26 protein-coding genes are annotated in these 23,317 nt (G+C 32.6%); 12 read left to right on the forward strand and 14 right to left on the reverse strand.

What is annotated here, in order from left to right; genetic code table 11:
- The first annotated feature begins 6 nt into the window (after positions 1-6).
- Both HA140_RS00795 and HA140_RS00800 read left to right on the forward strand, forming a co-directional pair.
- Positions 7-1,224 carry a CCA tRNA nucleotidyltransferase gene (locus HA140_RS00795; RefSeq protein ID WP_209039334.1) on the forward strand — a complete coding sequence of 406 codons (1,218 nt, stop codon included), beginning with the start codon at positions 7-9 and terminating at the stop codon, positions 1,222-1,224.
- Between the two features lie 57 nt (positions 1,225-1,281).
- Positions 1,282-1,701 carry an RNA recognition motif domain-containing protein gene (locus HA140_RS00800; protein WP_209039335.1) on the forward strand — a complete coding sequence of 140 codons (420 nt, stop codon included), beginning with the start codon at positions 1,282-1,284 and terminating at the stop codon, positions 1,699-1,701.
- Here the strand turns inward: HA140_RS00800 and HA140_RS00805 are convergent, their stop codons facing one another.
- Positions 1,702-2,610 carry a phytoene synthase gene (locus tag HA140_RS00805; RefSeq protein WP_209039336.1) on the reverse strand — a complete coding sequence of 303 codons (909 nt, stop codon included), beginning with the start codon at positions 2,608-2,610 and terminating at the stop codon, positions 1,702-1,704.
- Between the two features lie 34 nt (positions 2,611-2,644).
- Entirely contained in the window at positions 2,645-4,045 is a 1,401-nt protein-coding gene (gene pds, locus HA140_RS00810) for a 15-cis-phytoene desaturase (protein ID WP_209039337.1), read from the reverse strand.
- A 90-nt stretch (positions 4,046-4,135) separates the two neighbouring features.
- Between pds and ndhM the strand changes: the two genes are divergently transcribed.
- Positions 4,136-4,483 carry an NAD(P)H-quinone oxidoreductase subunit M gene (gene ndhM / locus HA140_RS00815; protein ID WP_209039338.1) on the forward strand — a complete coding sequence of 116 codons (348 nt, stop codon included), beginning with the start codon at positions 4,136-4,138 and terminating at the stop codon, positions 4,481-4,483.
- The gene (locus HA140_RS00820) at positions 4,480-5,112 is read left to right on the forward strand and encodes a DUF3172 domain-containing protein (RefSeq protein WP_209039339.1); all 633 of its coding nucleotides are present in this window, start codon (positions 4,480-4,482) and stop codon (positions 5,110-5,112) included. Before ndhM ends, HA140_RS00820 begins: the two co-directional genes overlap by 4 nt.
- 6 nt (positions 5,113-5,118) lie before the next feature.
- Here HA140_RS00820 and HA140_RS00825 read toward each other — a convergent pair whose 3' ends face one another.
- Positions 5,119-6,063, reverse strand: a complete 945-nt coding sequence (locus HA140_RS00825) for a LysR family transcriptional regulator (RefSeq protein WP_025922065.1) — start codon at positions 6,061-6,063, stop codon at positions 5,119-5,121.
- An 83-nt stretch (positions 6,064-6,146) separates the two neighbouring features.
- Here HA140_RS00825 and HA140_RS00830 point away from each other — a divergent pair, with 83 nt between their 5' ends.
- The 5 genes from HA140_RS00830 (at position 6,147) to HA140_RS00850 (ending at position 12,828) form a co-directional block, all read left to right on the forward strand.
- Positions 6,147-6,875 (forward strand): NnrU family protein, encoded by a 729-nt coding sequence (locus tag HA140_RS00830; protein WP_209039340.1) that lies wholly within the window; start codon positions 6,147-6,149, stop codon positions 6,873-6,875.
- 33 nt (positions 6,876-6,908) lie between these two features.
- Positions 6,909-8,930, forward strand: coding sequence for an NAD(P)H-quinone oxidoreductase subunit 5 (locus HA140_RS00835; protein ID WP_209039341.1), 2,022 nt, complete (start codon positions 6,909-6,911; stop codon positions 8,928-8,930).
- 121 nt (positions 8,931-9,051) lie between these two features.
- Positions 9,052-10,656, forward strand: coding sequence for an NAD(P)H-quinone oxidoreductase subunit 4 (locus HA140_RS00840; protein ID WP_209040209.1), 1,605 nt, complete (start codon positions 9,052-9,054; stop codon positions 10,654-10,656).
- A gap of 123 nt (positions 10,657-10,779) precedes the next feature.
- A complete protein-coding gene (locus HA140_RS00845) occupies positions 10,780-11,601 on the forward strand; it encodes a segregation/condensation protein A (RefSeq protein ID WP_209039342.1) in 822 nt (273 codons plus the stop codon).
- Positions 11,602-11,649: 48 nt separating this feature from the next.
- The gene (locus HA140_RS00850; protein ID WP_209039343.1) at positions 11,650-12,828 is read left to right on the forward strand and encodes a nucleotidyltransferase family protein; all 1,179 of its coding nucleotides are present in this window, start codon (positions 11,650-11,652) and stop codon (positions 12,826-12,828) included.
- Here the strand turns inward: HA140_RS00850 and HA140_RS00855 are convergent.
- The gene (locus HA140_RS00855) at positions 12,812-13,702 is read right to left on the reverse strand and encodes a methylenetetrahydrofolate reductase (protein WP_209039344.1); all 891 of its coding nucleotides are present in this window, start codon (positions 13,700-13,702) and stop codon (positions 12,812-12,814) included. The genes HA140_RS00850 and HA140_RS00855 overlap by 17 nt on opposite strands.
- Before the next feature lie 77 nt (positions 13,703-13,779).
- Here HA140_RS00855 and HA140_RS00860 point away from each other — a divergent pair, with 77 nt between their 5' ends.
- On the forward strand, positions 13,780-14,058 hold the full coding sequence (locus tag HA140_RS00860; protein WP_025922072.1) for a helix-turn-helix domain-containing protein: 279 nt from the start codon (positions 13,780-13,782) through the stop codon (positions 14,056-14,058).
- Positions 14,059-14,060: 2 nt separating this feature from the next.
- On the opposite strand, the gene HA140_RS00865 is transcribed toward HA140_RS00860, so the two are convergent.
- The 9 genes from HA140_RS00865 to HA140_RS00905 form a co-directional block, all read right to left on the reverse strand.
- Entirely contained in the window at positions 14,061-14,210 is a 150-nt protein-coding gene (locus HA140_RS00865) for a hypothetical protein (RefSeq protein ID WP_209039345.1), read from the reverse strand.
- Between the two features lie 66 nt (positions 14,211-14,276).
- A complete protein-coding gene (locus HA140_RS00870; RefSeq protein WP_209039346.1) occupies positions 14,277-14,774 on the reverse strand; it encodes a CYTH domain-containing protein in 498 nt (165 codons plus the stop codon).
- Positions 14,775-15,686: an NAD(+) kinase gene (locus HA140_RS00875; protein ID WP_209039347.1), complete on the reverse strand. Its 912-nt coding sequence runs from the start codon at positions 15,684-15,686 to the stop codon at positions 14,775-14,777.
- A gap of 9 nt (positions 15,687-15,695) precedes the next feature.
- Positions 15,696-16,016: an NADH-quinone oxidoreductase subunit NuoK gene (gene nuoK / locus HA140_RS00880; RefSeq protein ID WP_002807273.1), complete on the reverse strand. Its 321-nt coding sequence runs from the start codon at positions 16,014-16,016 to the stop codon at positions 15,696-15,698.
- Between the two features lie 18 nt (positions 16,017-16,034).
- Positions 16,035-16,634 (reverse strand): NADH-quinone oxidoreductase subunit J, encoded by a 600-nt coding sequence (locus tag HA140_RS00885; protein ID WP_209039348.1) that lies wholly within the window; start codon positions 16,632-16,634, stop codon positions 16,035-16,037.
- A gap of 13 nt (positions 16,635-16,647) precedes the next feature.
- Positions 16,648-17,274 carry an NAD(P)H-quinone oxidoreductase subunit I gene (gene ndhI / locus HA140_RS00890; protein WP_032519732.1) on the reverse strand — a complete coding sequence of 209 codons (627 nt, stop codon included), beginning with the start codon at positions 17,272-17,274 and terminating at the stop codon, positions 16,648-16,650.
- 68 nt (positions 17,275-17,342) lie between these two features.
- Positions 17,343-18,461 carry an NADH-quinone oxidoreductase subunit NuoH gene (nuoH, locus tag HA140_RS00895; protein ID WP_209039349.1) on the reverse strand — a complete coding sequence of 373 codons (1,119 nt, stop codon included), beginning with the start codon at positions 18,459-18,461 and terminating at the stop codon, positions 17,343-17,345.
- Positions 18,462-18,536: 75 nt separating this feature from the next.
- Complete coding sequence (locus HA140_RS00900; RefSeq protein WP_209039350.1) at positions 18,537-19,682, reverse strand: citrate synthase; 1,146 nt, start codon at positions 19,680-19,682, stop codon at positions 18,537-18,539.
- Between the two features lie 125 nt (positions 19,683-19,807).
- Positions 19,808-21,268: a hypothetical protein gene (locus tag HA140_RS00905; protein WP_209039351.1), complete on the reverse strand. Its 1,461-nt coding sequence runs from the start codon at positions 21,266-21,268 to the stop codon at positions 19,808-19,810.
- Between the two features lie 89 nt (positions 21,269-21,357).
- On the opposite strand from HA140_RS00905, the gene HA140_RS00910 reads away from it, so the two are divergent.
- The gene (locus tag HA140_RS00910) at positions 21,358-21,708 is read left to right on the forward strand and encodes a rhodanese-like domain-containing protein (protein WP_209039352.1); all 351 of its coding nucleotides are present in this window, start codon (positions 21,358-21,360) and stop codon (positions 21,706-21,708) included.
- On the opposite strand, the gene trpB is transcribed toward HA140_RS00910, so the two are convergent.
- Positions 21,709-22,953: a tryptophan synthase subunit beta gene (trpB, locus tag HA140_RS00915; protein WP_209039353.1), complete on the reverse strand. Its 1,245-nt coding sequence runs from the start codon at positions 22,951-22,953 to the stop codon at positions 21,709-21,711.
- Between the two features lie 48 nt (positions 22,954-23,001).
- Between trpB and HA140_RS00920 the strand changes: the two genes are divergently transcribed.
- Positions 23,002-23,313 (forward strand): translation initiation factor SUI1, encoded by a 312-nt coding sequence (locus tag HA140_RS00920; protein ID WP_209039354.1) that lies wholly within the window; start codon positions 23,002-23,004, stop codon positions 23,311-23,313.
- Positions 23,314-23,317: the final 4 nt, after the last annotated feature.

Below are 23,317 nucleotides of genomic sequence, written 5' to 3' on the forward strand. Positions count from 1 at the left end.
AAAAAAATGAAAAGTAGCATTCTCAAAGATCATACACTAATAATTGATGAATTAGAAACAAGTATAAAATTTCATAATTTGAATTTTATGTTAGGTTTTTTACCTAGAGGATCATATTTGGTAGGTGGTTACATAAGGGATATTATTTTGGGAAGACAGCCTGAAAAGGTAGATATTGATATTGTGGTACCTTGTAATGCAATTGAAATTGGTCGAAAGATTGCAGAAAATATTGGATCAAAATTTATAATTTTAGATGAACAAAGAGAAGTGGTGAGAATTATTCTCAATCATATTTATATTGATATTGCTAATCAGGTTTCATCTACGATTGAAGGAGATTTATGTTCTAGAGATTTTTCGATTAATTCAATTGCTTTTTTATTTGATAAGAAGTGTTTGGTTGATCCATTGAATGGTCTTAAAGATCTAGAGATTTCCTTGCTTAGAACTCATTCTGAAAGAAATTTACTAAATGATCCTCTACGAATATTAAGGGGTTTTCGATTTGTTTCAGAATTGAATTTTAAAATTGATCCTAATTTAATTACTTTTATTAAAAAAAATAAACAGACATTATATCTTGTTGCTAAAGAGAGGATTAATTATGAAATACAGAAAATTGTACATGGAGCAAATTCTCTTGATGCAGTGTTGCTGATAAAAAAATTAAATATATTTGGCACTGATAATCTATCTAAAGATTCTTTTTTTTTGGACTTAGAGAAAATTAATTATGCAGAATTTAATCAGGAAGAAAAAGAGAGATATTTACCATTATTTTTGATAGCCCAAATTTTAGATGAAGGATCTCTAGAGCAATTTAATTTTAGTAAAGCTGAAATTGCAAAAATTAAGTTATTACGGAAATGGCACTTTTTGTTGGAGGAAAAAAATATCTCTCAATTAACTGAATCAGACAGATTTGCATTACATAAAGAATTAGAGATGTTTTTCCCATCTTTTATTTTTTATTTACCTCAAAACTTACGATTAGATTGGCTTCATAGATGGCGTGATAACGATGATAAATTATTTCATCCTTCAAACTTACTTAATGGTGACGTAATTAAAAAAAATTTGAAAATAAAGGATGGGCCTATCTTAGGAGAGCTTTTACAGTATCTTTCTAAGGAACTTGCCTATAAGAGATTGAATAATTTTGATGAAGCTATTTATAAAGCAAAGCGATGGATTGAACAAAATGCGCCAAAATGTGATTAAATACACATAGCTTAGTTTTGTTTAGAAGTTCAGACTTCAAAATCATTTTTAAAATTTATGAGCATTCGCATTTACATTGGCAACTTACCACAAGGATTTAATCCGAAAGAATTTGATACACTTTTAAAGTCAGTTTCTGATTCGATTAGATTTAAAGCAGTACTAGATAAGGAAACTAAGGAATGCAGAGGGTTTGGTTTCGCAACATCTAATAATGAAGATAATGCCAATTTATTAATTCAAAAGTTAAACGGTTTTGAATTTAATGGTTCTAAATTAAGAGTAGAGCTATCAGAAAAGAAAGATTCTGCTTCAAACAAAAGAAATAATGGAAAATTAAACAAAAATAAGAAAAGAAAAGAATTTAAGAAAATTGTTCATAGTGATGCTCCTAACCTAGAAGCTCCTGATCCAAGATGGGCTGGAGAACTATCTAAATTAAAAGATTTGTTGGCTAACCAAAAAACTCCTGCATAATTATTTAATTCGAGAAATTAAAAAAGATATTGGAATCTCAAGAGCTTTTACTGAATTTTTTACAAAAGCTCTATTATTAAAAACATCATAATCTAATCTTTCTATAGAATCTAAAATCCCTCTGTAAAGGCGTAAAGAAGTCCATACTGGCCATCTTGCATCAGAAGATAACCACTTTATACCATCCTCAGATTTTCGGAACCATTCGCGAGCTCTTGTTAATTGGAAGTCCATAAGTGCTTTCCACTGCTTATTTATTTTTCCTTTTAAAAGTTCTTCTTCAGAATAATTAAATTTTTCAATGTCCGCTTGCGGGAGATAAATTCTTCCTCTGTGTCTATCTTCTCCCACATCCCTCAATATATTTGTTAACTGATTTGCAATTCCTAAAGCTATAGCTGCTTCAGAGGGGTCAGGCATGGCGCTCCAAGGAGCTGATGTATAAGCGCTATCAATCCCCATCACATTCTGAGTCATTAAACCAACAGTCCCTGCGACTCTATAACAATAAAGTTTTAATTCATCAAAATCTTTGTATCTAAATTTATTGAGATCCATTCTCTGGCCATCTATCATATCTAGATAAGGTTGAATACTTTGTGGATATTTCTCAATAGTATCTAATAAAACTGAGTCTAATTCAGATTTAATATTCCCTTTAAATACATTTTTAGTATTTTCTTCCCATTCATCTAAATTGTCTGAAAGCTCATTTTGCGATTTGGTTGAGGCTTCCACGCTATCCATTATTTCATCAGTTCTTCTACACCATACATAGATAGCCCAAATAGCTTTTCTCTTTTCTTGAGGTAATAGGAGTGTTCCCAAGTAAAAGGTTTTAGCCCATTGTTGAGTTTCTTTTCTGCATATTTCATATGCTTGATCTAGTTGAGAAATTGAATTTTTCAAAAAGTTTTAGCTGAATTTAAGAAATTTGTAAATGTTATTTAGAAACATTTTGAGGTTTTTTGGAATACTCTTTGTTGATTGATTCCGCGCATAATTTACCACTTAAAACAGCTCCTTCCATAGAGGCTAAATATTTTTGCATTGTATAATCGCCAGCCAAGAAAAAGTTTTTTATGGGGGATTTTTGACTAGGTCTGAAATCTTGACATCCAGGAACTGCCTTATAGACCGATCTTGGAGTTTTAACTACCTTATATTTTCTTAATTTTGTCTTATCGTCACCCATGAAATGTGTTGGGAATAATTTCTTCAACTCTTCCATAGTTGCATCAACGATATCTTGATCACTTCTATTTATCCAATCTTTAGCTGGTGCGAAAACCAATTCAAGCATTGATCTATTTGGATCTTCGTATTCTTTACATGTAATACTCATATCTGCGTAAACGCTAAGAAGTGGTGATCTGCTAAATAGTAGATGGTCGATATCTGTTAATTTTTTGTCAAACCATAAATGGATATTAATGACTGGTACACCATTTAAACCATCTAATTTTGAAAAAGCATCTAATCCTTTCCATTGTTGAGGGATCATTAATTTAAAGAGATCTACAGGCATTGCGCTTACATAAGCATCTGCCGTTAGATCTTTCTTTTCATTTTTATCTAAAGAGGCAATAGTAAAGCTTTTAACTGTGCTGTCTTCATTAAGGTTAATTTGCCTTAATGGGCTATTCATGTGAACTTCTCCACCACGAGCGGTAATATAATCAACCATTGGCTGGCAAAGTCTTTCTGGAGGGGCTCCGTCAAGAAATGCCATTTTAGAACCATTTTTTTCTTGTAAAAATCTGTTTAATGCTGTTAATAAAACTGTAGATGATATTTCATCCGGCCCAATGAAATTTAAAGCTTTGCTCATGGCTATGAAAACTTCATCATTAACTCTTTCCGGAATATTGTGCTCTTTAAGCCAATCTGTCCATGATTTCGTATCACATTTATCTAAGTATTTTTGGCCTCTTAACATTGCAGGCACTAAACCTAATCCAAATAGAATCTTTTCATTCCATGAAAGCATATCATTATTGCTCAGTATCGCTGAAACTCCATTAACGGGAGCGGGTATGTCCGGGAAGTCAAATCTACTGTAAGTACCAGGCTCTGATGGCTGGTTAAAAATCATTGAATGGCTTTTCCATTGAAGTCTATCTTCAATATCTAATTCCTTGAAAAGTTGCAACATATTAGGATAGGCACCAAAAAATATATGCAAACCAGTTTCATACCAATCTCCATCTTCATCTTTCCATGCAGCAACTTTGCCACCTAGAACATCTCTGGCTTCGAGTACAATTGGGATGTGTCCATTATCAACTAAATATTTAGCACAAGATAAACCCGCTAAACCAGCACCAGCAATTACAACACGCATTCTTAAATCAAGAAATAAATAAACACTTACTAATAAGCTACATTAAAGTTAGAACATAATAGTTTTTTTCGTTGATTATTTTGTAAAATTATGGAAAAAATGCTTTTGAAATCGACTACTAGACATGTAAGACTTTTTACTGCCGAAGTAGTTGATAAGGAATTACAGTTTCATCCCAACAAGCTAACGCTTGATTTAGATCCCGATAACGAATTTGTTTGGAGTGAAGATTCTCTAAATAAAATAAATGAAAAATTCAATGAATTAATCAAAGAAAGAGCAGGAAAGGATTTAGATGATTATGAACTTCGAAAAATAGGATCAGAAATCGAAGGTTTAATCAAATTTTTGCTTCAAAATGGTCAGCTAAGTTACAACCCTGAATGTAGAGTAATGAATTATTCAATGGGTTTACCAAAGACAAATGAAGTGCTGTGAATAGATCATCCTCAAATAGAAGGCCAAGGAGAGGCTCAAATAGAAATTATTATCCTTCAAATCCAAGAGGTTCAAGAGATATTGATCCTAACGGACAAATAAATGGCAGATTGCCTGCCTCTTCTGAACAAAAGATCAACTTAAGTTCAGGAACTATTGCTGTACTTGCGGGAGTACTCATTTTAGGAGTTGGTATTGGGAGTGCTATCACAAGTACAACAGACGGCGGACAGGGAAATATAGCTAGTCAACAACAATTAGATATGGCTGTTCCAGATCCTGAATTTTGTAGACAATGGGGAGCTAGTGCTTTTGTGATTGATGTTGAAATGTATACTACTCTGAATCCATCTACGAGTTTTGTAACGCAACCAGCTCTTCAACCGGGGTGTGTGATTAGAAGGGAGAATTGGACAGTTTTACAAAAACAAGGCGCAATTAGTAATGAAGATGTAAGAGAATGTAAGCAAAGGATGAATACTTTTGCTTACATTGGATCTATAAGGGATAAGCCAATAGTTAAGTGCGTTTACCAGACTGATGTAAATGAAAATAAATTTATAATTAAAGGCGATGGACAAGCCGAAGATGGAGGAGTAGGTATTAATAAAGAAGCAATTCAGTTTTGATCAGAACTATATATGCCTTAAAGGACTTTCTAAACTGGCAAATTGTGGCAGAATATTTTTCTTAAATACTTCTGATGCTCTCGATGTATATCGTGACGGATTAGTAATTAATTTGAGTTCTCTTTTAACTTCTAGGTCGGCAACGAATGCTTTGTGGATTGTCCCAGCAGATAGTTCTCTTTCAATTGAAACAACAGGCAAAAAGGATGCGCCTAATCCTGACTGAACTGCATTCTTGATTGCTTCAAGAGAGTTAAGTTCCATTTCAATTTTTAATCTTTGAATATCAAGTCCAGAATCTTGAAGCAGTTTGTCAACAACTTTTCTTGTTGTTGATTGAGAGTCTAATGTTACAAAATTTAATTTGTATAAGTCTTCTTTTAAGAGCTCTTTTTTTGTCGAAAGTGGGTGTTTAGAGGGTAAAACTAATGCCAATTCATCTGTGGCATATGGAATTACTTGTAGCAAATTTTCTAAATCTCCTGGTAATTGTCCGCCAATAATGGCCAAGTCAATTTGGCCATTGGCGACACTCCAACCAGTTCTTCTAGTACTATGAACTTGAAGTTGAACAGATACATCAGGGTATTTTTGTCTAAATAGTCCTATCATTCTGGGCATTAAATAAGTTCCCGTTGTTTGGCTGGCTCCAATCACAAGTGTTCCACCTTTTAAGCTATTTAAATCTTCAATAGCTTTGCAGGCTTCGTCGCACTGATTCAAAATTCGTTCGCAATATTCAAGTAATAATCTGCCTGCTTCAGTCAATAAAGCCTTCCTGCCACCTCTGTCGAAAATTGTGATTTCAAGTTGTTTTTCTAGATTTTGTATTTGTAAACTCACGGCAGGTTGAGTTACATACAGGAGGTCTGCAGCTTTTTTAAAACTGCCTTGAGCTGCTATAGCTTTTAGTATTCTTAATTGGTCGAGTGTAAATGGTAATTCTGGCATCTATTATGCCTGCAATTGCTTATAATTCTAATGCTAAGAAGTATTCTTGTTAAGAACAAAAATTATTTGAATAATTTAAATGTATGGAGACTCATAAAACTTCTTTAATAATCTTGCTATTGATTTTGATTTTTGCAGTAATTCATAGTGGTGGAGCTGCTTTAAGAACCAAAGCAGAATCTATTATGGGTCCAAGGTTATGGCGGTTGTGTTTTGTTTTTTTAAGTTTGCCATCTGCAATTATCTTGATTAGTTATTTTTTAGCTCATAGATATGACGGAATCAGGTTATGGAATTTTCAAGGTAATAATCTTGTTTTTGTAATGGTTTGGTTTTTAACTGCATTAAGTTTTTTATTTTTATATCCCGCTACTTACAATTTGCTAGAAATCCCCTCGGTTTTAAAACCTAAAGTAAGAATCTATGGAACTGGGATAATGAGAATCACTAGACATCCTCAAGCATTTGGTCAGATAATTTGGTGTGTTGCTCATACTTTATGGATTGGCACATCATTCACATTAGTAACTTCTATTGGCTTAATTTTGCATCATCTTTTTGCAATCTGGCATGGTGATAAAAGATTGGCAAATAGATTCGGGGAAGAATTTGAAAAATATAAAAAAGATACTTCCATAATCCCTTTCATGGCAATTCTTGAAGGGAGGCAAGAATTTAAGATGAAAGAATTTTTTAGATTATCTCAGCTTGGTATAATTGTCGCTATTGGCGTACTTTGGTGGTCCCATCAGTACATAAATATTGCTGTTAAAACATTTAATTCATCATTTTTGTCTGAATTTTTCAATTGACAGTTTAAAATCTAAATATAAGTTTTTTAAAACATGCCTCAAGCTTCAGAAATTGCCTGGTTAATTCCTGTTTTCCCACTTATTGGAGCAGTGCTTTCTGGTTTAGGCCTAATAAGTATTAACAAGAAAATTAATAATTCCAGAGAAATTGTTTCTGTAGGTCTTATTTCGTTTGTTGGCATTTCTGCGGCAATTAGTTACAAAGCTCTTTTTGAACAAGTTAATGGTTATCAATCTGTAGAAAAATTATTTGTATGGGCTAGTGCTGGGGATTTTATTATTCCGATGGGTTTTGTCCTTGATCCTTTGGGTAGTGTAATGCTTGCTCTTGTAACGACTATAACTTTGCTGGTAATGATCTACTCTCATGGTTATATGGCGCATGACAAAGGTTATGTCAGATTTTTTACATATTTAGCATTATTTAGTAGTTCAATGATGGGACTAATAGTTAGTCCGAATTTATTAGAAATTTATGTTTTTTGGGAATTAGTTGGGATGTGTTCTTATTTGTTGGTTGGTTTTTGGTATGACAGGGATGGCGCTGCCCACGCTGCACAAAAAGCATTTGTTGTTAATAGAGTGGGAGATTTTGGCTTATTACTAGGAATTCTTGGCCTATTTTGGGCAACAAATAGTTTTGATTTTAATGAAATAGCCACTGGAATTTCTCAATCAATATCTGACAATTCGATACCTATTTGGGCTGCTTTACTCCTTTGTTTTTTAGTTTTTTTAGGGCCAATGGCAAAATCTGCTCAGTTTCCTCTTCATGTGTGGTTGCCTGATGCAATGGAAGGCCCGACACCTATTTCTGCACTTATCCATGCCGCAACAATGGTTGCTGCAGGAATATTTCTTGTAGCAAGACTCCAACCTTTGTACTCAATATTCCCCTCTATTCAGTTCATTATTGCTTTAGTTGGCACCATTACTTGTTTTTTAGGAGCCTCTATAGCTTTGACCCAAATGGATTTAAAAAAAGGTTTAGCTTACAGCACAGTGTCTCAGCTTGGGTATATGATGCTTGCAATGGGTTGTGGAGCGCCAGTAGCAGGAATTTTTCATTTAGTGACTCATGCTTGCTTCAAAGCAATGCTATTTTTGGGATCTGGTTCAGTAATACATGCTATGGAAGAAGTAGTTGGCCATCAGCCTGTATTAGCTCAAGATATGAGATTAATGGGTGGTTTAAGAAAAAAAATGCCATATACATCAACAACATTTTTAATAGGTTGCGTAGCAATTAGTGGTATTCCACCATTGGCAGGTTTTTGGAGTAAAGATGAGATACTCGGAAATGCTTTTATATCATTTCCAGCTTTTTGGTTTGTAGGACTTCTAACCGCTGGTATGACTGCTTTTTATATGTTTAGGCTTTATTTCTTGACATTTGAAGGAGATTTCAGGGGAGAAAATAAAGAATTGCAAAAAGAGCTTCTAATAGCCTCTAAAATAAACCAAGATGAAGAAAATGAAGAACTACATGAAAAGCATGGCTCTATTCATGAGTCACCCTGGTCAATGACATTTCCCTTGGTATTTCTAGCTGTACCTTCTCTAATTATTGGTTTTATGGGACTTCCATGGGATAGCAAAATTGCAAATCTACTAGATCCTGAAGAAGCAGAGACTGCTGCAAAAGCTTTTGAATTAAAAGAATTTTTGCCTTTAGCGACAGCTTCAGTTCTTATTGCATCGGCTGGAATCATTATTGCTTATCAGGCATATTTTGTGAAAAAAATTAATTTATCAGTTTTATTTGCCGAGAAGTTTCCTAGTATCAACAGATTTTTATCCAATAAATGGTATCTAGATGACATTAATGAAAAACTTTTTGTTAAGGGTAGTAGAAAACTTGCTAAAGAAGTCTTAGAGGTTGATTCTAAAGTTGTTGATGGCGTCGTAAATCTTACTGGACTTGTAACTTTAGGAAGTGGAGAAGGTTTAAAATATTTTGAGACTGGTAGGGCTCAATTTTACGCGCTTATTGTTTTTGGAGGCGTAATTCTACTAGTTGCCATATTTGGTATTCAATCTCCTCAAGTATCTTAATTACAATTGTGTGTCTTCACTGTCCATTGGGGTGAAAAAATACAGAAAATTTCTAGACTTTATTTAAGATAAATTTCTTATTAAATTGAGTACTTATTTTTATACACATTTTGCGACACAAATGTTGGGAACTTTGGGAGCTGGAATGTCTAATTTTCCTTGGTTATCTGCTTCAATTTTATTCCCAATTGGTAGTGCATTTGTGATACCTTTTTTCCCTGATAAAGGTGATGGCAAAGAGGTTAGATGGTTTGCATTGTCTATTGCATTAATAACTTTTTTAATAACTGTAGGTTCATATATAAATGGCTTTGATATTAGTAATGAAAATGTCCAACTGAAAGAAAATATTAGCTGGCTCCCGGATTTAGGTCTTACTTGGTCTGTTGGTGCTGATGGCATGTCTATGCCATTAATACTATTGACTAGTTTTATAACTGCTTTAGCAGTTCTTGCTGCATGGCCAGTCAAGTTCAAACCAAAGTTATTTTTCTTTTTAATATTGATTATGGATGGTGGTCAAATCGCTGTGTTTGCAGTACAGGATATGCTTTTATTCTTTCTGACTTGGGAACTTGAGTTAATTCCGGTTTATTTATTACTTGCTATATGGGGTGGCAAAAATCGACAATATGCTGCAACAAAATTCATTATTTATACAGCTGGTAGTTCTATTTTTATTCTTTTGGCTGCGTTAGCAATGGGTTTTTATGGTACAGAAATTCCTAACTTTGAGTTTTCTCACTTGGCAGCTCAAGATTTTAGTCAAAAATTCCAAATATTATGTTACGTCGGGCTCTTAATTGCATTTGGAGTGAAACTACCAATAGTACCTCTTCATACTTGGCTTCCAGATGCTCATGGAGAGGCCACAGCTCCTGTTCATATGCTTCTAGCTGGAATTTTATTAAAGATGGGAGGATATGCTCTTTTAAGATTCAATGCACAATTATTACCCGTTGCTCATGCTCAATTTGCCCCACTATTAATAGTTCTAGGGGTAGTCAATATAATTTATGCTGCATTAACTTCTTTTGCTCAAAGAAATCTTAAAAGAAAAATTGCATATAGTTCGATTAGTCATATGGGTTTCGTTCTTATTGGTATAGGTAGTTTTAGTAGCCTTGGAACAAGTGGAGCTATGCTGCAAATGGTTAGTCATGGATTAATCGGTGCAAGTTTATTTTTTCTTGTTGGTGCCACCTATGATAGAACTAAGACTCTTAAACTTGATGAAATGAGTGGTGTAGGACAAAAAATGAGAATCATGTTTGCCCTATGGACTGCTTGCTCGCTTGCTTCTCTAGCTTTGCCTGGCATGAGTGGATTTGTTTCGGAATTGATGGTATTTACAGGATTTGTTACTGATGAAGTTTATACACTTCCGTTCAGGGTAGTTATGGCCTCTTTAGCTGCTATCGGTGTAATACTTACTCCTATTTATCTACTTTCAATGTTACGAGAAATTTTCTTTGGTAAAGAAAATCCTAAATTGATCGAAGAACGAAAACTTATAGATGCAGAGCCAAGGGAAGTTTATATTATTGCTTGTTTACTTTTACCGATTATTGGTATAGGTCTGTACCCAAGATTAGTAACTGAAAGTTACATTGCATCTATCAATAATTTGGTTGATCGAGATTTAACTGCAGTTAAAGGTGCTGTGAAAACAAATATTTTTTCAGGCACTAAAGCAAATGAGATCCTAAAAGCTCCTACTATATAATTTTTAAAATTAATGCGATATTGTTTGGCATTAAATAATTAAGGGTATATCTTATGTATAGCTATTACCAATTTAAAAATATCTAACTACAACCCTGTTCATAGACAACAATTAGGGCCTAGATTGTTGATTAAGTTTCTTCAAGACGCCGCAGGTAAAGGTGATCTTGATCCATGGGATATTGATGTAATAAGTGTAATTGATAGTTTTTTAGAGCAATATTCACAATCTTTTTGCAGCAAATCAAATAGTAAAAGTTCCTATCAAAAGGATTTATCTGAGACAAGTGAAGCATTTTTTGCTGCTTCCGTATTAGTTAATTTAAAGGCTCAAGTTTTGGAATCTGATGTTTTCAAAGACAATTCTTCCGATTTTGAAGATGATTTTGACTTGGATGATCAAGATTGGATTGACCAAGAATTTGATATACCAAAATATCCTGAAAAATATCTAAGGAGAAGATCAATAGCACAACCAATTCTCAAACGTACAACCACTCTGGGAGAACTTGTAAGCCAGTTAGAGTCTATTGCTGAAGTTATAGAAACCCAAGACCTTCTACTAATGAAGAGAAAAAGAAATAAAAAATATTCAGATAAAGCTTTAATTTCTCAAGTGAAATCATTAGCGCATCGTGAGAAACTACCGGAAACCACTAAAGCACTAGGTAAATTTATTGAAGGGTGGGAAAAAGCATTACAGTGGACAGATTTTGAATATCTAGTTGAGAAATGGCAAACTGTTGTAAAAAATGATTTAGATAAAGATCGTTTGGGGGTTTTTTGGGCCTTATTATTTTTATCATCTGAAAATAAAATTGAAATTAAACAAATTAACTACTTATATGGACCAATTCAAATTAAAAGAATAATTCCTGAAGGAGGCTTAGCTCAATTGCCCATAGATAATCTTGATGTATCTAAGACTTATCCTTCTGCTGTTTAGGAGCTTATTAGTAATAACGTATAATCTTTAAAAAGAGGTTTTGAATTCATGAAGGCAATGATACTTGCGGCAGGTAAAGGTACACGTGTTCAGCCTATTACGCATGTTATTCCGAAACCGATGATTCCGATTTTGCAAAAACCTGTTATGGAGTTTCTCTTGGAACTTTTAAGAGAACATAACTTTAAGGAAATAATGGTAAATGTTTCTCATCTGGCTGAAGAAATTGAAAATTATTTTAGGGATGGGCAAAGATTTGGAGTAGAAATTGCGTATAGTTTTGAGGGAAGAATTGAAGATGGAGAATTAATAGGTGATGCTTTGGGATCCGCAGGAGGATTAAAAAAAATTCAAGATTTTCAAAATTTCTTTGATGAAACTTTTGTTGTTTTATGTGGTGATGCTTTAGTTGATTTAGATTTAACTCAAGCTGTTAAAAAACATAAGCAGAAAGGAGCTATTGCGAGCTTAATAACAAAGAAGGTAACTAAAGATCAAGTATCAAGTTATGGTGTCGTAGTTTCTGATGAAAATGGACGAATAAAGGCTTTTCAGGAAAAGCCAACAGTTGATCAAGCTTTAAGTGACTCTATAAATACAGGAATATATCTTTTCGAACCTGAAATTTTTAATTACATACCTTCAGCAGAGAAATTTGATATTGGAGCTGATCTTTTTCCTAAACTTGTTGAAATGAATTTACCATTTTTTGCATTACCAATGGATTTTGAATGGGTAGATATTGGAAAAGTTCCTGATTATTGGAGTGCTATTAGAAATGTATTACAAGGTAAGGTGAGACAAGTGCAAATACCAGGTAAGGAAATAAAACCAGGAGTTTTTACCGGTTTGAATGTAGCGGCTAACTGGGAAAATATTAATATTATCGGGCCAGTTTATATAGGAGGCATGACTAGGATCGAGGATGGAGCAACAATTATTGGCCCTTCCATGATTGGACCAAGTTGTTGTATTTGCGAGGGAGCAACTATAGATAACTCAATTATTTTTGATTATTCTAAAATCGGTAAAGGTGTAAGACTTATGGATAAGTTAGTGTTTGGTAAATATTGTGTTGGGAAAAATGGAGATCATTTTGATTTGCAAGATGCATCTTTAGATTGGTTAATAGCAGATTCAAGAAGAGCTGATTTGACTGAGCCATCACCTCAGCAGAAAGCTATGGCAGAATTATTAGGTACTGACTTGATTAATATTCCAGACTAAGATCAGCTTTTTCAATTATCTCAGGAATTAAATGCTCTGATTTTACGGCCATTAGATGAATACCATCTGCGATATTAATAAAATCATGAGCCTGTTCAGCTGCAATTTTAATACCTTCTTGTAATGGGTCTTTAGCATCTTTTAGACGATTTAAGATATTTTCAGGGATGTTTGCCCCTGGCACGTATTTGTTTATAAAGAGAGCATTTTTATAAGACTTTAATAGGAATACACCTGCAATTACAGGCATGTCGAGAGGGTTGGTAATTTGTTCACAAAACTCTATCAAATTTTCTTTTTTCATAACCATTTGAGTTTGTATAAATCCAGCCCCAGCCTCTTTTTTCTTTCTCATTCTATTTTCTAAACTTCTTTTATTTCTGCAACTGGGATCAGCTGCAGCACCTGCAAAAATAAATGTTTTTTTATCGGAGAGTTCTCCAAAAGTAGGATCAATTCCTTTATTGAAGGCTTGAATTTGTTTTAGTAATCTTACTGACTCAAACTCATGAACAGCCTTGGCATCTTGTTGATCCCCGGCTTTTACTGAATCACCAGTAATGCATAGAATGTTTTTAATTCCTAAAGCATTTGCTCCAAGAATGTCTGATTGTAAAGCAATTTTATTACGATCTCTGCAAGATATTTGCATGACTGGTTCTATTCCATGTTCCAGTAATAGTTTGGACATTGCCAAGCTGCACATTCTCATTACTGCCCTACTTCCATCAGTAATGTTAACTGCATGTACCTTATCCTTCAAAAGTTGTGCTATCTTAAGAGATCTTATGGGGCTTCCACCTCTAGGCGGCATTAACTCTGCCGTAATTACCTTGGATTTTTTTTCTAAAATCTGCTGAAGTTTTGATTTCAATTGCTTTTGTTTCCTAGTTGGTTAACAAGTGTACTGAGATTGCTAAACTTAATTAATATAAAAAAGGAACTGTTTAAATGCAAATGGTTGATGAAGAAGTAAACAACATTGATATGATGGGTCTCTCAGCAAGGGAGATGGAAATCATTGATCTCGTAGCTGATGGGCTTACAAATCAAGAAATTGCGGTAAAACTAACTATTAGTAAAAGAACTGTTGATAATCATGTAAGTAATATGTTTACAAAAACTGGTTCTAAAAACAGAGTAGCACTCTTGAATTGGGCAATGGACAACGGAAAGATTTGTAGAGATGGGTTTAATTGTTGTACACTACCAGACTCTGATCAAGATTAGTATTACCCTTTACTTTTTTTTGTATCATTTTCTAGTTCCATTAGACAATAATTTGTAGAACCTAATTCGAAGAGTTCAGCATATGCAATACATGCATCCTTGTCTGAATCAACAAATCTCAATATTCCTTCTTTGTCGTAAAGACCATACATCTGGAGAAAATAAAAAATTCTTTGCTTAAATATAAAGAAAATATAAAGGATGAGTGGCTCTTTCGACTAGTCACTTTTTAAAGTTTTTAAATATTCTTCTTTCCATTCTGAAAAAGGATTGTTAGCTAGACTGAAATTGGAGTAATCTGTCAGCCCAGTAATTTCTCTTGAAATAAAGGATGGTAGCAATAAATCCTCTTCTTCATCGGAAAGTTCAATTTCTGCAATTTCAAGTGGATAATTATTTTCTTTAAAGCAATCTATAATCCAAGATTTTTTTTCAATTTCTAGAAAGTATCTATCTTTTTTAATTGTGTTTGAAAGATTTGACATTATTGTTTCAGCATCGCTTCGTGGAATTGAGTATTCAAATTCAAAGTTGGTAAAACCCTTGATATGTTTTTTAAGTGTAATTTTAGAGTTTTTGCCTATAAGTCTTACTCTAGTAATCCAACCATCTAAACTTTTGGAAAAATATCCTTGTTCTATATAAACTTTTTTATTTATGAATTCTTTCCAATTATCATTTTTTATAAGAAATCTTCTTTCTATCTCAAAGGCCATTTAATTTTTGAAATTTTTTGGAGACAAATCGCCTTTCCAATCTAGTTTTTTTATTAAGGTATTGTAGTAACTTGTGCTTTTTTTAAACTTTATTATTTTGCAGGGTGATTTTCCTTTCTTGATCTCACAATAATAATTTTTCTTAATGGTCATACATTTTGAACCGTCAGTCCATAATTTAATTTCCCCTTTACTTTTTTTTACTGGCTTAATGATTACCTTACTTGTATTAGGTATGACGATTGGTCTGCTAGCCAAACTCATTGGGCATATAGGGTTAATAATCATTCCATCTATACTAGGATGTACTATTGGACCTCCTGCAGCCATTGAGTAGGCTGTTGAACCCGTGGTTGTAGATACAATCAATCCATCACCTTTATATTCATTCACCTTCTCATTATCTATTTCAATTTGTATTTGGTTGGTCGGAGAAATATCTTCTTCAACGGATTTAAAATAAAAATCATTTAAGGCGTTGTAGCTTTTTATGATTTTTTTTTCAGAACTTGTCCCCTCAATACAAATATTACAATTTAATCTATTACGAAAGTCAATTAAATATTCTTCGTTTTCAAGGATTTCAATAAAAGATTTGTCAAATAAAAATTCTTTCTCTTGAGTAAGAAAACCCAAATTACCTCCAATATTAATACTTAATAAAGGAATATCATAATCAGCTAATGCATTTGCACATTTAAGGAAGGTTCCATCTCCACCAAGAACTATGCCAATATTTGGTTGTGATTCTGAATTAGAAAAATATTTTTCAATTTCATCTTTATGAAAATTACTTTCAATCCTGTTTGATTTGATATTTTTTGCTTTAAGAACTTCTTCACAGAATTTTGAAGCCTCTTGAGCTATAGAACTATCTGAACGATATACAATAAGCACTAATGAAAGTTTCATTTAATGCTTTTACCATTTTAATAAATTAAAACTTTCCATATCGACAGTCACCCTATTCCTATAAAGAGATAACAATATAGCTAATCCAACGGCTGCTTCTGCGGCAGCAACAGTAATCACAAAAATTGTAAAAACTTGTCCCTGAATTAAATTATTATCAATATAGGAAGAAAACGCCATCAAGTTTATATTCACCGCATTGAGCATTAACTCAATGCTCATAAGAACTCTGACTGCATTTCTGCTATTTAATAATCCCCAAATACCAATGCAAAATAGTGCTGAAGAAACTATTAAAAAAGCTTGAAGAGGAATTGATTCTAAATTCATAATAAGAAATACAAAAGGTTAATTTTTATTTGTAAGTAATGGTTCTGATGATTTTTCAATTAACTCTTGATCAACAGGTAGTCCTGTCGAAATATCTTTGTTCATTACATCTCTTCTAGCTAAAACAATAGCCCCAATCATTGCCATTAAAAGTAAGACTGAAGCTACTTCAAATGGGAGTAAATAATCACTAAAAAGATGTTCACCAATCCTAATAGTTGATTCTTCTCCAATAGAGTTTTGAGGACTTGATAAGCTCCATACATTGGTCAAGTCAACTCTTATTAAGAGGCTTAGAAGGGTTAAACATATCGATGTTGATATAAATCTTCTCGATTTAATGTCATTAATAGGCTTTAAATCTTCTTTTTTATTGACTAGCATTATTGCAAAAATTATTAATACATTCACTGCACCCACATATACTAAAACTTGAGCTGCAGCAACAAAACTTGCATTTAATAGAAGATATAATCCTGCAACACTCATGAAAACTCCACCAAGCAGAAATGCTGAATAAACAATACTTTCGAGCAACACAACACCAAGTGCTCCAATAATTACAACTAAAGATAAAACTGTAAAACAAATAAATTGTGTTGTTATGGCAATTGACATAAATTAATCTGAATTAATTGTTTGGATTAGAAACTTTATCTTTATTTTCATTGGATTCAGGCCTCATCCAATCATAAACTTCTTCCGGTAATTTACCAACTCTTGCATCTGAAGCTGGGATTTCATGAGGGTCCATGACACCTTTAGGAAGATAGGCAAGTTCTCTTAGAGGTTTAACTGAAGGATCTGTTGTAACATTTGTGGGTAATCTGCCAAGTGCGACATTATCGAAATTTAAATTGTGTCTGTCAAAAGTAGCTAATTCATATTCTTCTGTCATTGACAGACAATTAGTTGGGCAATATTCAACACAATTTCCGCAAAAAATACAAACTCCAAAATCTATTGAATAATTTCTAAGTTCCTTTTTTTTGGTTTCTTTATTCATTACCCAATCAACTACTGGGAGATTTATGGGACATACTCTCACACAAACTTCACAAGCAATACATTTATCAAATTCATAATGTATCCTTCCTCTATATCTTTCAGAAGGTATTAATTTTTCATATGGATATTGAACAGTAACTGGTCTTCTTCGAAGATGATCAAAAGTTACCGATATACCATTGTATAAATATTTGCCAGCATTAAATGCTTCTTTGATATAGCTATTTATTTGTTGAAGGAAATTGTTCATTTCGAAAAATTTTCTTAGTTATTTTATTTTAGTGGAATAATTTTAAATTTAAGTATTTTTACTTAAATTTAACCACCAAAGAATTGCGGAAAAGCAAGTTTTAATCCTGCTGTTATCAAAAGATTAGCAAGAGAAATGGGCAGAAGAAACTTCCATCCTAGATCTAAGAGTTGATCAATTCTTACTCTAGGAGTTGTCCAACGTAATAATATTGCAATAAAAACTAAAAGATATGCTTTCAGTACAGTCATTACAATTCCTATTGATGCAGTGAAAACCTGAATAAAGGGTGCATTAATAGGTAAATGAAGAAACTTAGCTATTAATTCAACTGGAATAGGAAAACCCCATCCTCCCAAATAAAGTATTGATACTAATAAAGCGGAAAGAATTAAATTAATGTAACTACCCAGGTAGAACAATGCGAATTTCATTCCTGCATATTCAGTTTGATATCCCGCAACTAATTCTTCTTCAGCTTCGGGTAAGTCAAACGGAAGTCTCTCACATTCTGCAAGAGCACAAATCCAAAAGACTATAAAACCAACTGGTTGTCTCCATATATTCCAACTTAGGATTCCAGCACCACTTTGTTGGTTGACAATGTCAATAGTGCTTAGAGAATTTGTCATTAGTACAATAGCCAGTACGGATAAAGCTAAAGGAATTTCATAACTTATTGATTGAGCCGCTGCTCTTAAACCTCCTAATAAAGAATACTTATTATTTGATGCGTATCCGCTCATAAGAAGGCCAATTGGCTGAATACTGCTTAAAGCAATCCATAGGAAAATTCCAATGCCAACGTTACTTATTAAAAGGTTTTGTCCAAAAGGAACAATTAGCCAAGACAGAATCACTGGGACAAGAACTAATATAGGTCCTGCAGTGAAGAGAATCCCATCCGCTTTGGCAGGAATAATATCTTCTTTGACAAGTAACTTAAGACCATCTGCAATTGGTTGGAGGACGCCAAGCGCTCCAGCATATTCTGGACCTATTCTTTGTTGAGCAGCAGCAGATATTTTTCTTTCAAGCCAAACTGTTACTAAAACGCCAACAACTGCCGCTACCAAAACCAAAAGCATAGGAAGAGGGAGCCATATTATATGAGCGATTTCGCTGGAAAGGCCAAAACCTTTTAAGAATTCATTAAAACTATATTCGAGATCTAATCCGTATTCCAAAATTTTTATGTTATTTACTTAATAGATTAACTCTTCACAAACAATATGTGTGTTTTTTATGAAAAGCTGCAAATATTATTCTCTGTTTTCTAGGCTAATCCAATCTCTTGGTGCTGAACCTGTATAGATTTGCGATGGTCTGAAAATTCTATTTGCTCCAAGTTGCTCTCTCCAATGAGCTAACCAACCAGCCACTCTGGATATGGCAAAAATTGGAGTAAATAAATCACGAGGAATACCAAGTTTTCTATAAACAAGGCCAGAATAAAAATCCACGTTAGGGAATATACCCTTAGGTCCAAGTCTTGGTATTGCCTCTGCCTCAAGTGATTTAGCAACTTCATACATTTCATCTGCTCCAAATCTAATAAAAAGTTCTTCTGCAAGTTTTTGAAGAATTATTGCTCTGGGATCTTTGACTTTATATTCCCTGTGGCCAAAGCCCATTATCTTACTTTTATTTTTTATTGCATTATCTAAAAAAGACCCAGCATTTTCTGGAATTTTGATTTCTTCTAACATTGCAATCACATCTTCATTTGCTCCTCCATGAAGAGGGCCAGCAAGGGTTCCTACAGCAGATGCGATGACAGCATATGGGTCTGTAAGAGTGCTCGCGGTCACTCTAGCGCTAAATGTACTTGCGTTTAAACTATGTTCGGCATGTAAAATTAAACACCTATCAAAAACTTTTGCGGCTATAGGATCTTGTTCTTTTTCAGTCAGCATGTAAAGAAAATTTGATGAGTAAGTTAAATCATCACGAGGTTGAATAGGGTCTTGTCCTTTTCTAATAAGTTGAAACGCAGCAATCATAGTGGGTATTTTTGCTATTAGTCTTATCACTGCGTTGTAAATGTAATTAGGATCATCTATTGCTCTACGTGAATAGAAAAGCCCCAAAGAAGCTGCGCTAGATTGAAGAGCGTCCATAGGATGACCTGTCGCAGGGAAACATTTCATCATATCTCTCACTCTAAAACTTAACCTTCGATGCATCTGTACTTCTTGTTCAAAATCTCTAAGTTGAATAGCAGTAGGCAATTGACCCCAAATCAATAGATAAGCAGTTTCTAAAAAACTGCTTTTTTTGGATAGTTCTTCAATGGAGTAGCCTCTGTACAATAATTTTCCTTTATTTCCGTCAATATCACATATGGATGAATTAGTAACTGGGACACCCTCTAATCCTGGTTTTAAAATTAGTTTGTTGCTATCCAATTTCTTAATTCAATATAAAATACTTATAGATTAAAGATAGACAAATAATTTTTAATTAACCACAAGTTATTAACTTCACGAGAATTTAAATTGATAGTGTTTGAAGCTTCTTTGAATAAATTTAATTAAAGGATTTTTAAACTTTTTTCTGTATAAAGAATTGGATTTTTTTCTGGAATAGATTGACTTATGATTTCTAGAGATTCTTCATTTGATATTTTTAAAATATTTCTAATAAGAAAATTAAGATCTTCAAAATCAGAAAGATATTCAATTTTATTGGAATTTTTATCTTTGGTATCAACTTTTGTATAAAGAAAAGCAGATTTATCTTTATTACTTTTTAGATGAAAAAATTTTTTTGAGATTGTTTCCAGTTTGTCACTATCAATTAAATAATTACTTATGAATTGTAAATCTCCTGATTCTATTGAATAGATATTTTCAAAAGTTAATTTTTTGATTACATCGTCTTTTTCTTCAAGAATATCTTTGGAATATATCGAGTAGATATTTTCCTTTTGTTTCAAAGTATATTTATTGAAATCTTTTAGTTTTTTCAAAGCACTTAAATCAAATTGATCTTCAGTATTTTTTTCAAATGTAATAAGCCAATCTTTTTTTGAATTGAGAATTAAGATGTTTTGATTAGAATTATGATTAAAATCTTCAAAAAAACTTTGTTCAAAATCATTTATTAAAGGTTTAATGTATTTGTCAAAATTTTTTACATCACTAAAAATTGAAACTTCAGGATTATTTTTATTTTTATTCTCCTCATTAATTAGCTTCTCGTAAGAGAGAATATCAAGATTTTTTTTATTATTTAGCAAATATGATTTTAAAAACAAATGTTTATTTTTAAAATCAAATGTTGTAGCAATGATATCTCCATTATTCTCAGTAAAAATTTCTTTATTAAAAAATATGCTTTCCAAAAAGTTATTTGTAAATAATATATTTTTTTCGTTTTTAAGACCAGAAAGTTCTCCCTCATATTCAAATTTTTTTTCTTTAAAATGATTACTGGAGTTAATACTATTTTTGATTAAGTTTTGATCTGTTGAAGCAATTATATAATTATCTTCAGTCCGATATATAGACTTGAGGAAATTCATTTTATTTTCTCTATTAATTGAAATTAATTCATCAACCTGATCAATTTTATAAGGCAAATTTAATAAATCATCTATTGTTTTTTCTGGCTTAATTTTAAAAACAATCAAAATATCATCATTAAGTTTTTTATTATTCTCAAAAGTTGAGATTATAAGTTCATTATCATAGATATCTTCTAATTTATTGTTTCCTAGATCAATGCCTAAGTAATCGAATATAGAATCTTTTATTAAAAAAAAGTTATCTTGATTTTTTCGATTTTTATCTTTTTCATTATTATTACCAATATTAAAATTATCTAAATTTGAAATAAATAATAATTTATTTTTTTCAGGAATATACTTTAAGATTTTTAGTTGCTCAATATTCGTAGTTTTCCCTTTATTTTTATTATCAGAAATTTTTTTAAAACCAAAAAAAAATAATAAAGAAAATAATAATATAATTGCTATAACTCTATATCTCATTATAAATGTTTATTTTTATTTTTAACAATAAATTTCCTACTGCAACTTAATTTATTAAATTGTAAATAATTCATAATTTATCCTCTCAATTGGGAAATTATCCAAAATCTATAGATGCCTCTAGTCTCAATGATTGGTTCAATTCTGAGAAAGAAGATCCAGTTTTGATTGATGTAAGAGAACAGTCAGAGCTTCAACTAGCTCGTTTCTCAAAAGAATTTCTACATGTACCAATTAGTAAAGTCTCATTTGAATACGTTGAAGAAATATTTGCTGATTTATTAGATAGAGAAATTGTAGTTAGCTGTCATGCAGGAATAAGAAGTTATAACTTTTGTCAATGGTGCTTAGATAATAATATTGTGAGCGAAATATGGAATTTGGAGGAGGGGATTGATGGATGGAGTAGATATATTGACCCATCAATTCCAAGATACTGATTAAATATCTAATGAAGAAGCAACAGTATTAACATCTTTATCACCTCTTCCAGAACAGTTGATAACTATATGAGTATCTTTTTCAAGAGTAGGGCATAATTTATCCAACCAAGCGAAGGCATGGGACGTTTCAAGCGCCGGAATAATTCCTTCAAGTTCACTAACAAGTCTTAAAGCATCTAAAGCCTCTTGATCTGTCACTGATCCATATTCAGCTCTACCTATATCTTTTAAGTGGCTATGTTCAGGCCCTACTCCTGGGTAATCTAAACCTGCACTTATTGAGTGAGCTTCTTGTACTTGACCATTATCATCTTGTAAAAGAAGACTCATTGATCCATGCAAAATTCCAACTGATCCTTTAGTAATAGTTGCGGCATGTTTGTCGGTATCAACTCCGCTTCCAGCAGCTTCAACTCCAATTAGTCGTACAGATCTTTCTTTAACGAAAGGATGAAAAAGTCCCATTGCATTTGATCCACCACCTACACAAGCAAGTAAAATATCGGGTAAAGAACCAAAGGATTCCAGACATTGTTTTTTAGTTTCTTCTCCTATAACTGCATGAAAATCCCTTACAATCTTCGGGAAAGGGTGTGGACCTGCAACTGATCCTAAAATATAGTGAGTCGTTTCAACATTAGAAACCCAATCTCTAATGGCTTCACTGGTTGCATCCTTAAGTGTTGCAGTGCCAGAATTTACAACTTTAACTTCAGCTCCTAGAAGTTTCATTCTGAAGACGTTAAGGGATTGCCTTTTTATATCTTCAGCACCCATATAAATAATACATTTCAGGCCAAATCTTGCACAAACAGTAGCCGTAGCAACTCCATGCTGACCTGCTCCAGTTTCTGCAATTATTCTTTTTTTACCCATCCTTATTGCTAATAAAGCTTGTCCAAGGGCATTATTAATTTTGTGAGCACCAGTATGATTTAAATCTTCTCTTTTAAGCCATATTTTTGGAGTTGCTTGTTTTGTTTTGTAATGTTCAGTAAGTCTTTTGGCTTCATAAAGTGGTGTTTCTCTGCCTACATAAGTCTTAAGTAGATGATTTAATTCTTTTACAAAAAGTTTATCTTTCCATGCATTTGATGCAGCTTTTTCAAGCTCAAAAAGAGCAGGCATTAGCGTTTCAGGAACATATTGACCACCATATTGCCCAAATCTTCCCTCTTTGGAGGGTTGATTTAAATCTTCATTTTTATAATTTTGATCTTTGCGAGAAAATGTACTTACCACTTTTTCTTTAGAATAAGTATTAACTAACTATAGAATAAATTCAAAATAATGGGAAAAAAGAATTGGATCGAATTTGATAATCAAAAAAACAAATCTGAAGAAACTGCTAAGTTAAATACTTTTAATAAAAGATCAAAAATAAATATTTCAAAACAAAAAAAAGGTAAAAAAGGTAAAACTGTCACTTTAATTAATGGTTTAGGAACAGAGGATGAAATCTTATTAAAAGAATTACTAAAAAAAATTAAAGTTTTTTGTGGTACTGGAGGAACAATAATTGATAGTAATATCCAGTTACAGGGAGATATGGTATCAAAATCGATTGAGTTTCTTCGTAAAGAGGGATTTCATAATTTATGAAGCA

The sequence above is a fragment of the Prochlorococcus marinus CUG1417 genome (genome assembly GCF_017695975.1).
In the GTDB taxonomy this organism is placed as follows: Bacteria; Cyanobacteriota; Cyanobacteriia; order PCC-6307; family Cyanobiaceae; genus Prochlorococcus_A; species Prochlorococcus_A marinus_AG.

Excerpts from the sequence above, each read along its gene's own strand:
- HA140_RS00860 (WP_025922072.1), top strand. The coding sequence starts at position 13,780 with ATGCAAATGGTTGATGAAGAAGTAAACAACATTGATATGATGGGTCTC.
- HA140_RS00835 (WP_209039341.1), top strand. The coding sequence starts at position 6,909 with ATGCCTCAAGCTTCAGAAATTGCCTGGTTAATTCCTGTTTTCCCACTT.
- HA140_RS00800 (WP_209039335.1), top strand. The coding sequence starts at position 1,282 with ATGAGCATTCGCATTTACATTGGCAACTTACCACAAGGATTTAATCCG.
- HA140_RS00850 (WP_209039343.1), top strand. The coding sequence starts at position 11,650 with ATGAAGGCAATGATACTTGCGGCAGGTAAAGGTACACGTGTTCAGCCT.
- HA140_RS00905 (WP_209039351.1), bottom strand. The coding sequence starts at position 21,268 with ATGAGATATAGAGTTATAGCAATTATATTATTATTTTCTTTATTATTT.
- ndhM (WP_209039338.1), top strand. The coding sequence starts at position 4,136 with ATGGAAAAAATGCTTTTGAAATCGACTACTAGACATGTAAGACTTTTT.
- HA140_RS00920 (WP_209039354.1), top strand. The coding sequence starts at position 23,002 with ATGGGAAAAAAGAATTGGATCGAATTTGATAATCAAAAAAACAAATCT.
- HA140_RS00870 (WP_209039346.1), bottom strand. The coding sequence starts at position 14,774 with ATGGCCTTTGAGATAGAAAGAAGATTTCTTATAAAAAATGATAATTGG.
- HA140_RS00795 (WP_209039334.1), top strand. The coding sequence starts at position 7 with ATGAAAAGTAGCATTCTCAAAGATCATACACTAATAATTGATGAATTA.
- HA140_RS00875 (WP_209039347.1), bottom strand. The coding sequence starts at position 15,686 with ATGAAACTTTCATTAGTGCTTATTGTATATCGTTCAGATAGTTCTATA.
- HA140_RS00885 (WP_209039348.1), bottom strand. The coding sequence starts at position 16,634 with ATGTCAATTGCCATAACAACACAATTTATTTGTTTTACAGTTTTATCT.
- HA140_RS00865 (WP_209039345.1), bottom strand. The coding sequence starts at position 14,210 with ATGTATGGTCTTTACGACAAAGAAGGAATATTGAGATTTGTTGATTCA.
- ndhI (WP_032519732.1), bottom strand. The coding sequence starts at position 17,274 with ATGAACAATTTCCTTCAACAAATAAATAGCTATATCAAAGAAGCATTT.
- pds (WP_209039337.1), bottom strand. The coding sequence starts at position 4,045 with ATGCGTGTTGTAATTGCTGGTGCTGGTTTAGCGGGTTTATCTTGTGCT.
- HA140_RS00840 (WP_209040209.1), top strand. The coding sequence starts at position 9,052 with ATGTTGGGAACTTTGGGAGCTGGAATGTCTAATTTTCCTTGGTTATCT.
- HA140_RS00830 (WP_209039340.1), top strand. The coding sequence starts at position 6,147 with ATGGAGACTCATAAAACTTCTTTAATAATCTTGCTATTGATTTTGATT.
- HA140_RS00825 (WP_025922065.1), bottom strand. The coding sequence starts at position 6,063 with ATGCCAGAATTACCATTTACACTCGACCAATTAAGAATACTAAAAGCT.
- nuoK (WP_002807273.1), bottom strand. The coding sequence starts at position 16,016 with ATGAATTTAGAATCAATTCCTCTTCAAGCTTTTTTAATAGTTTCTTCA.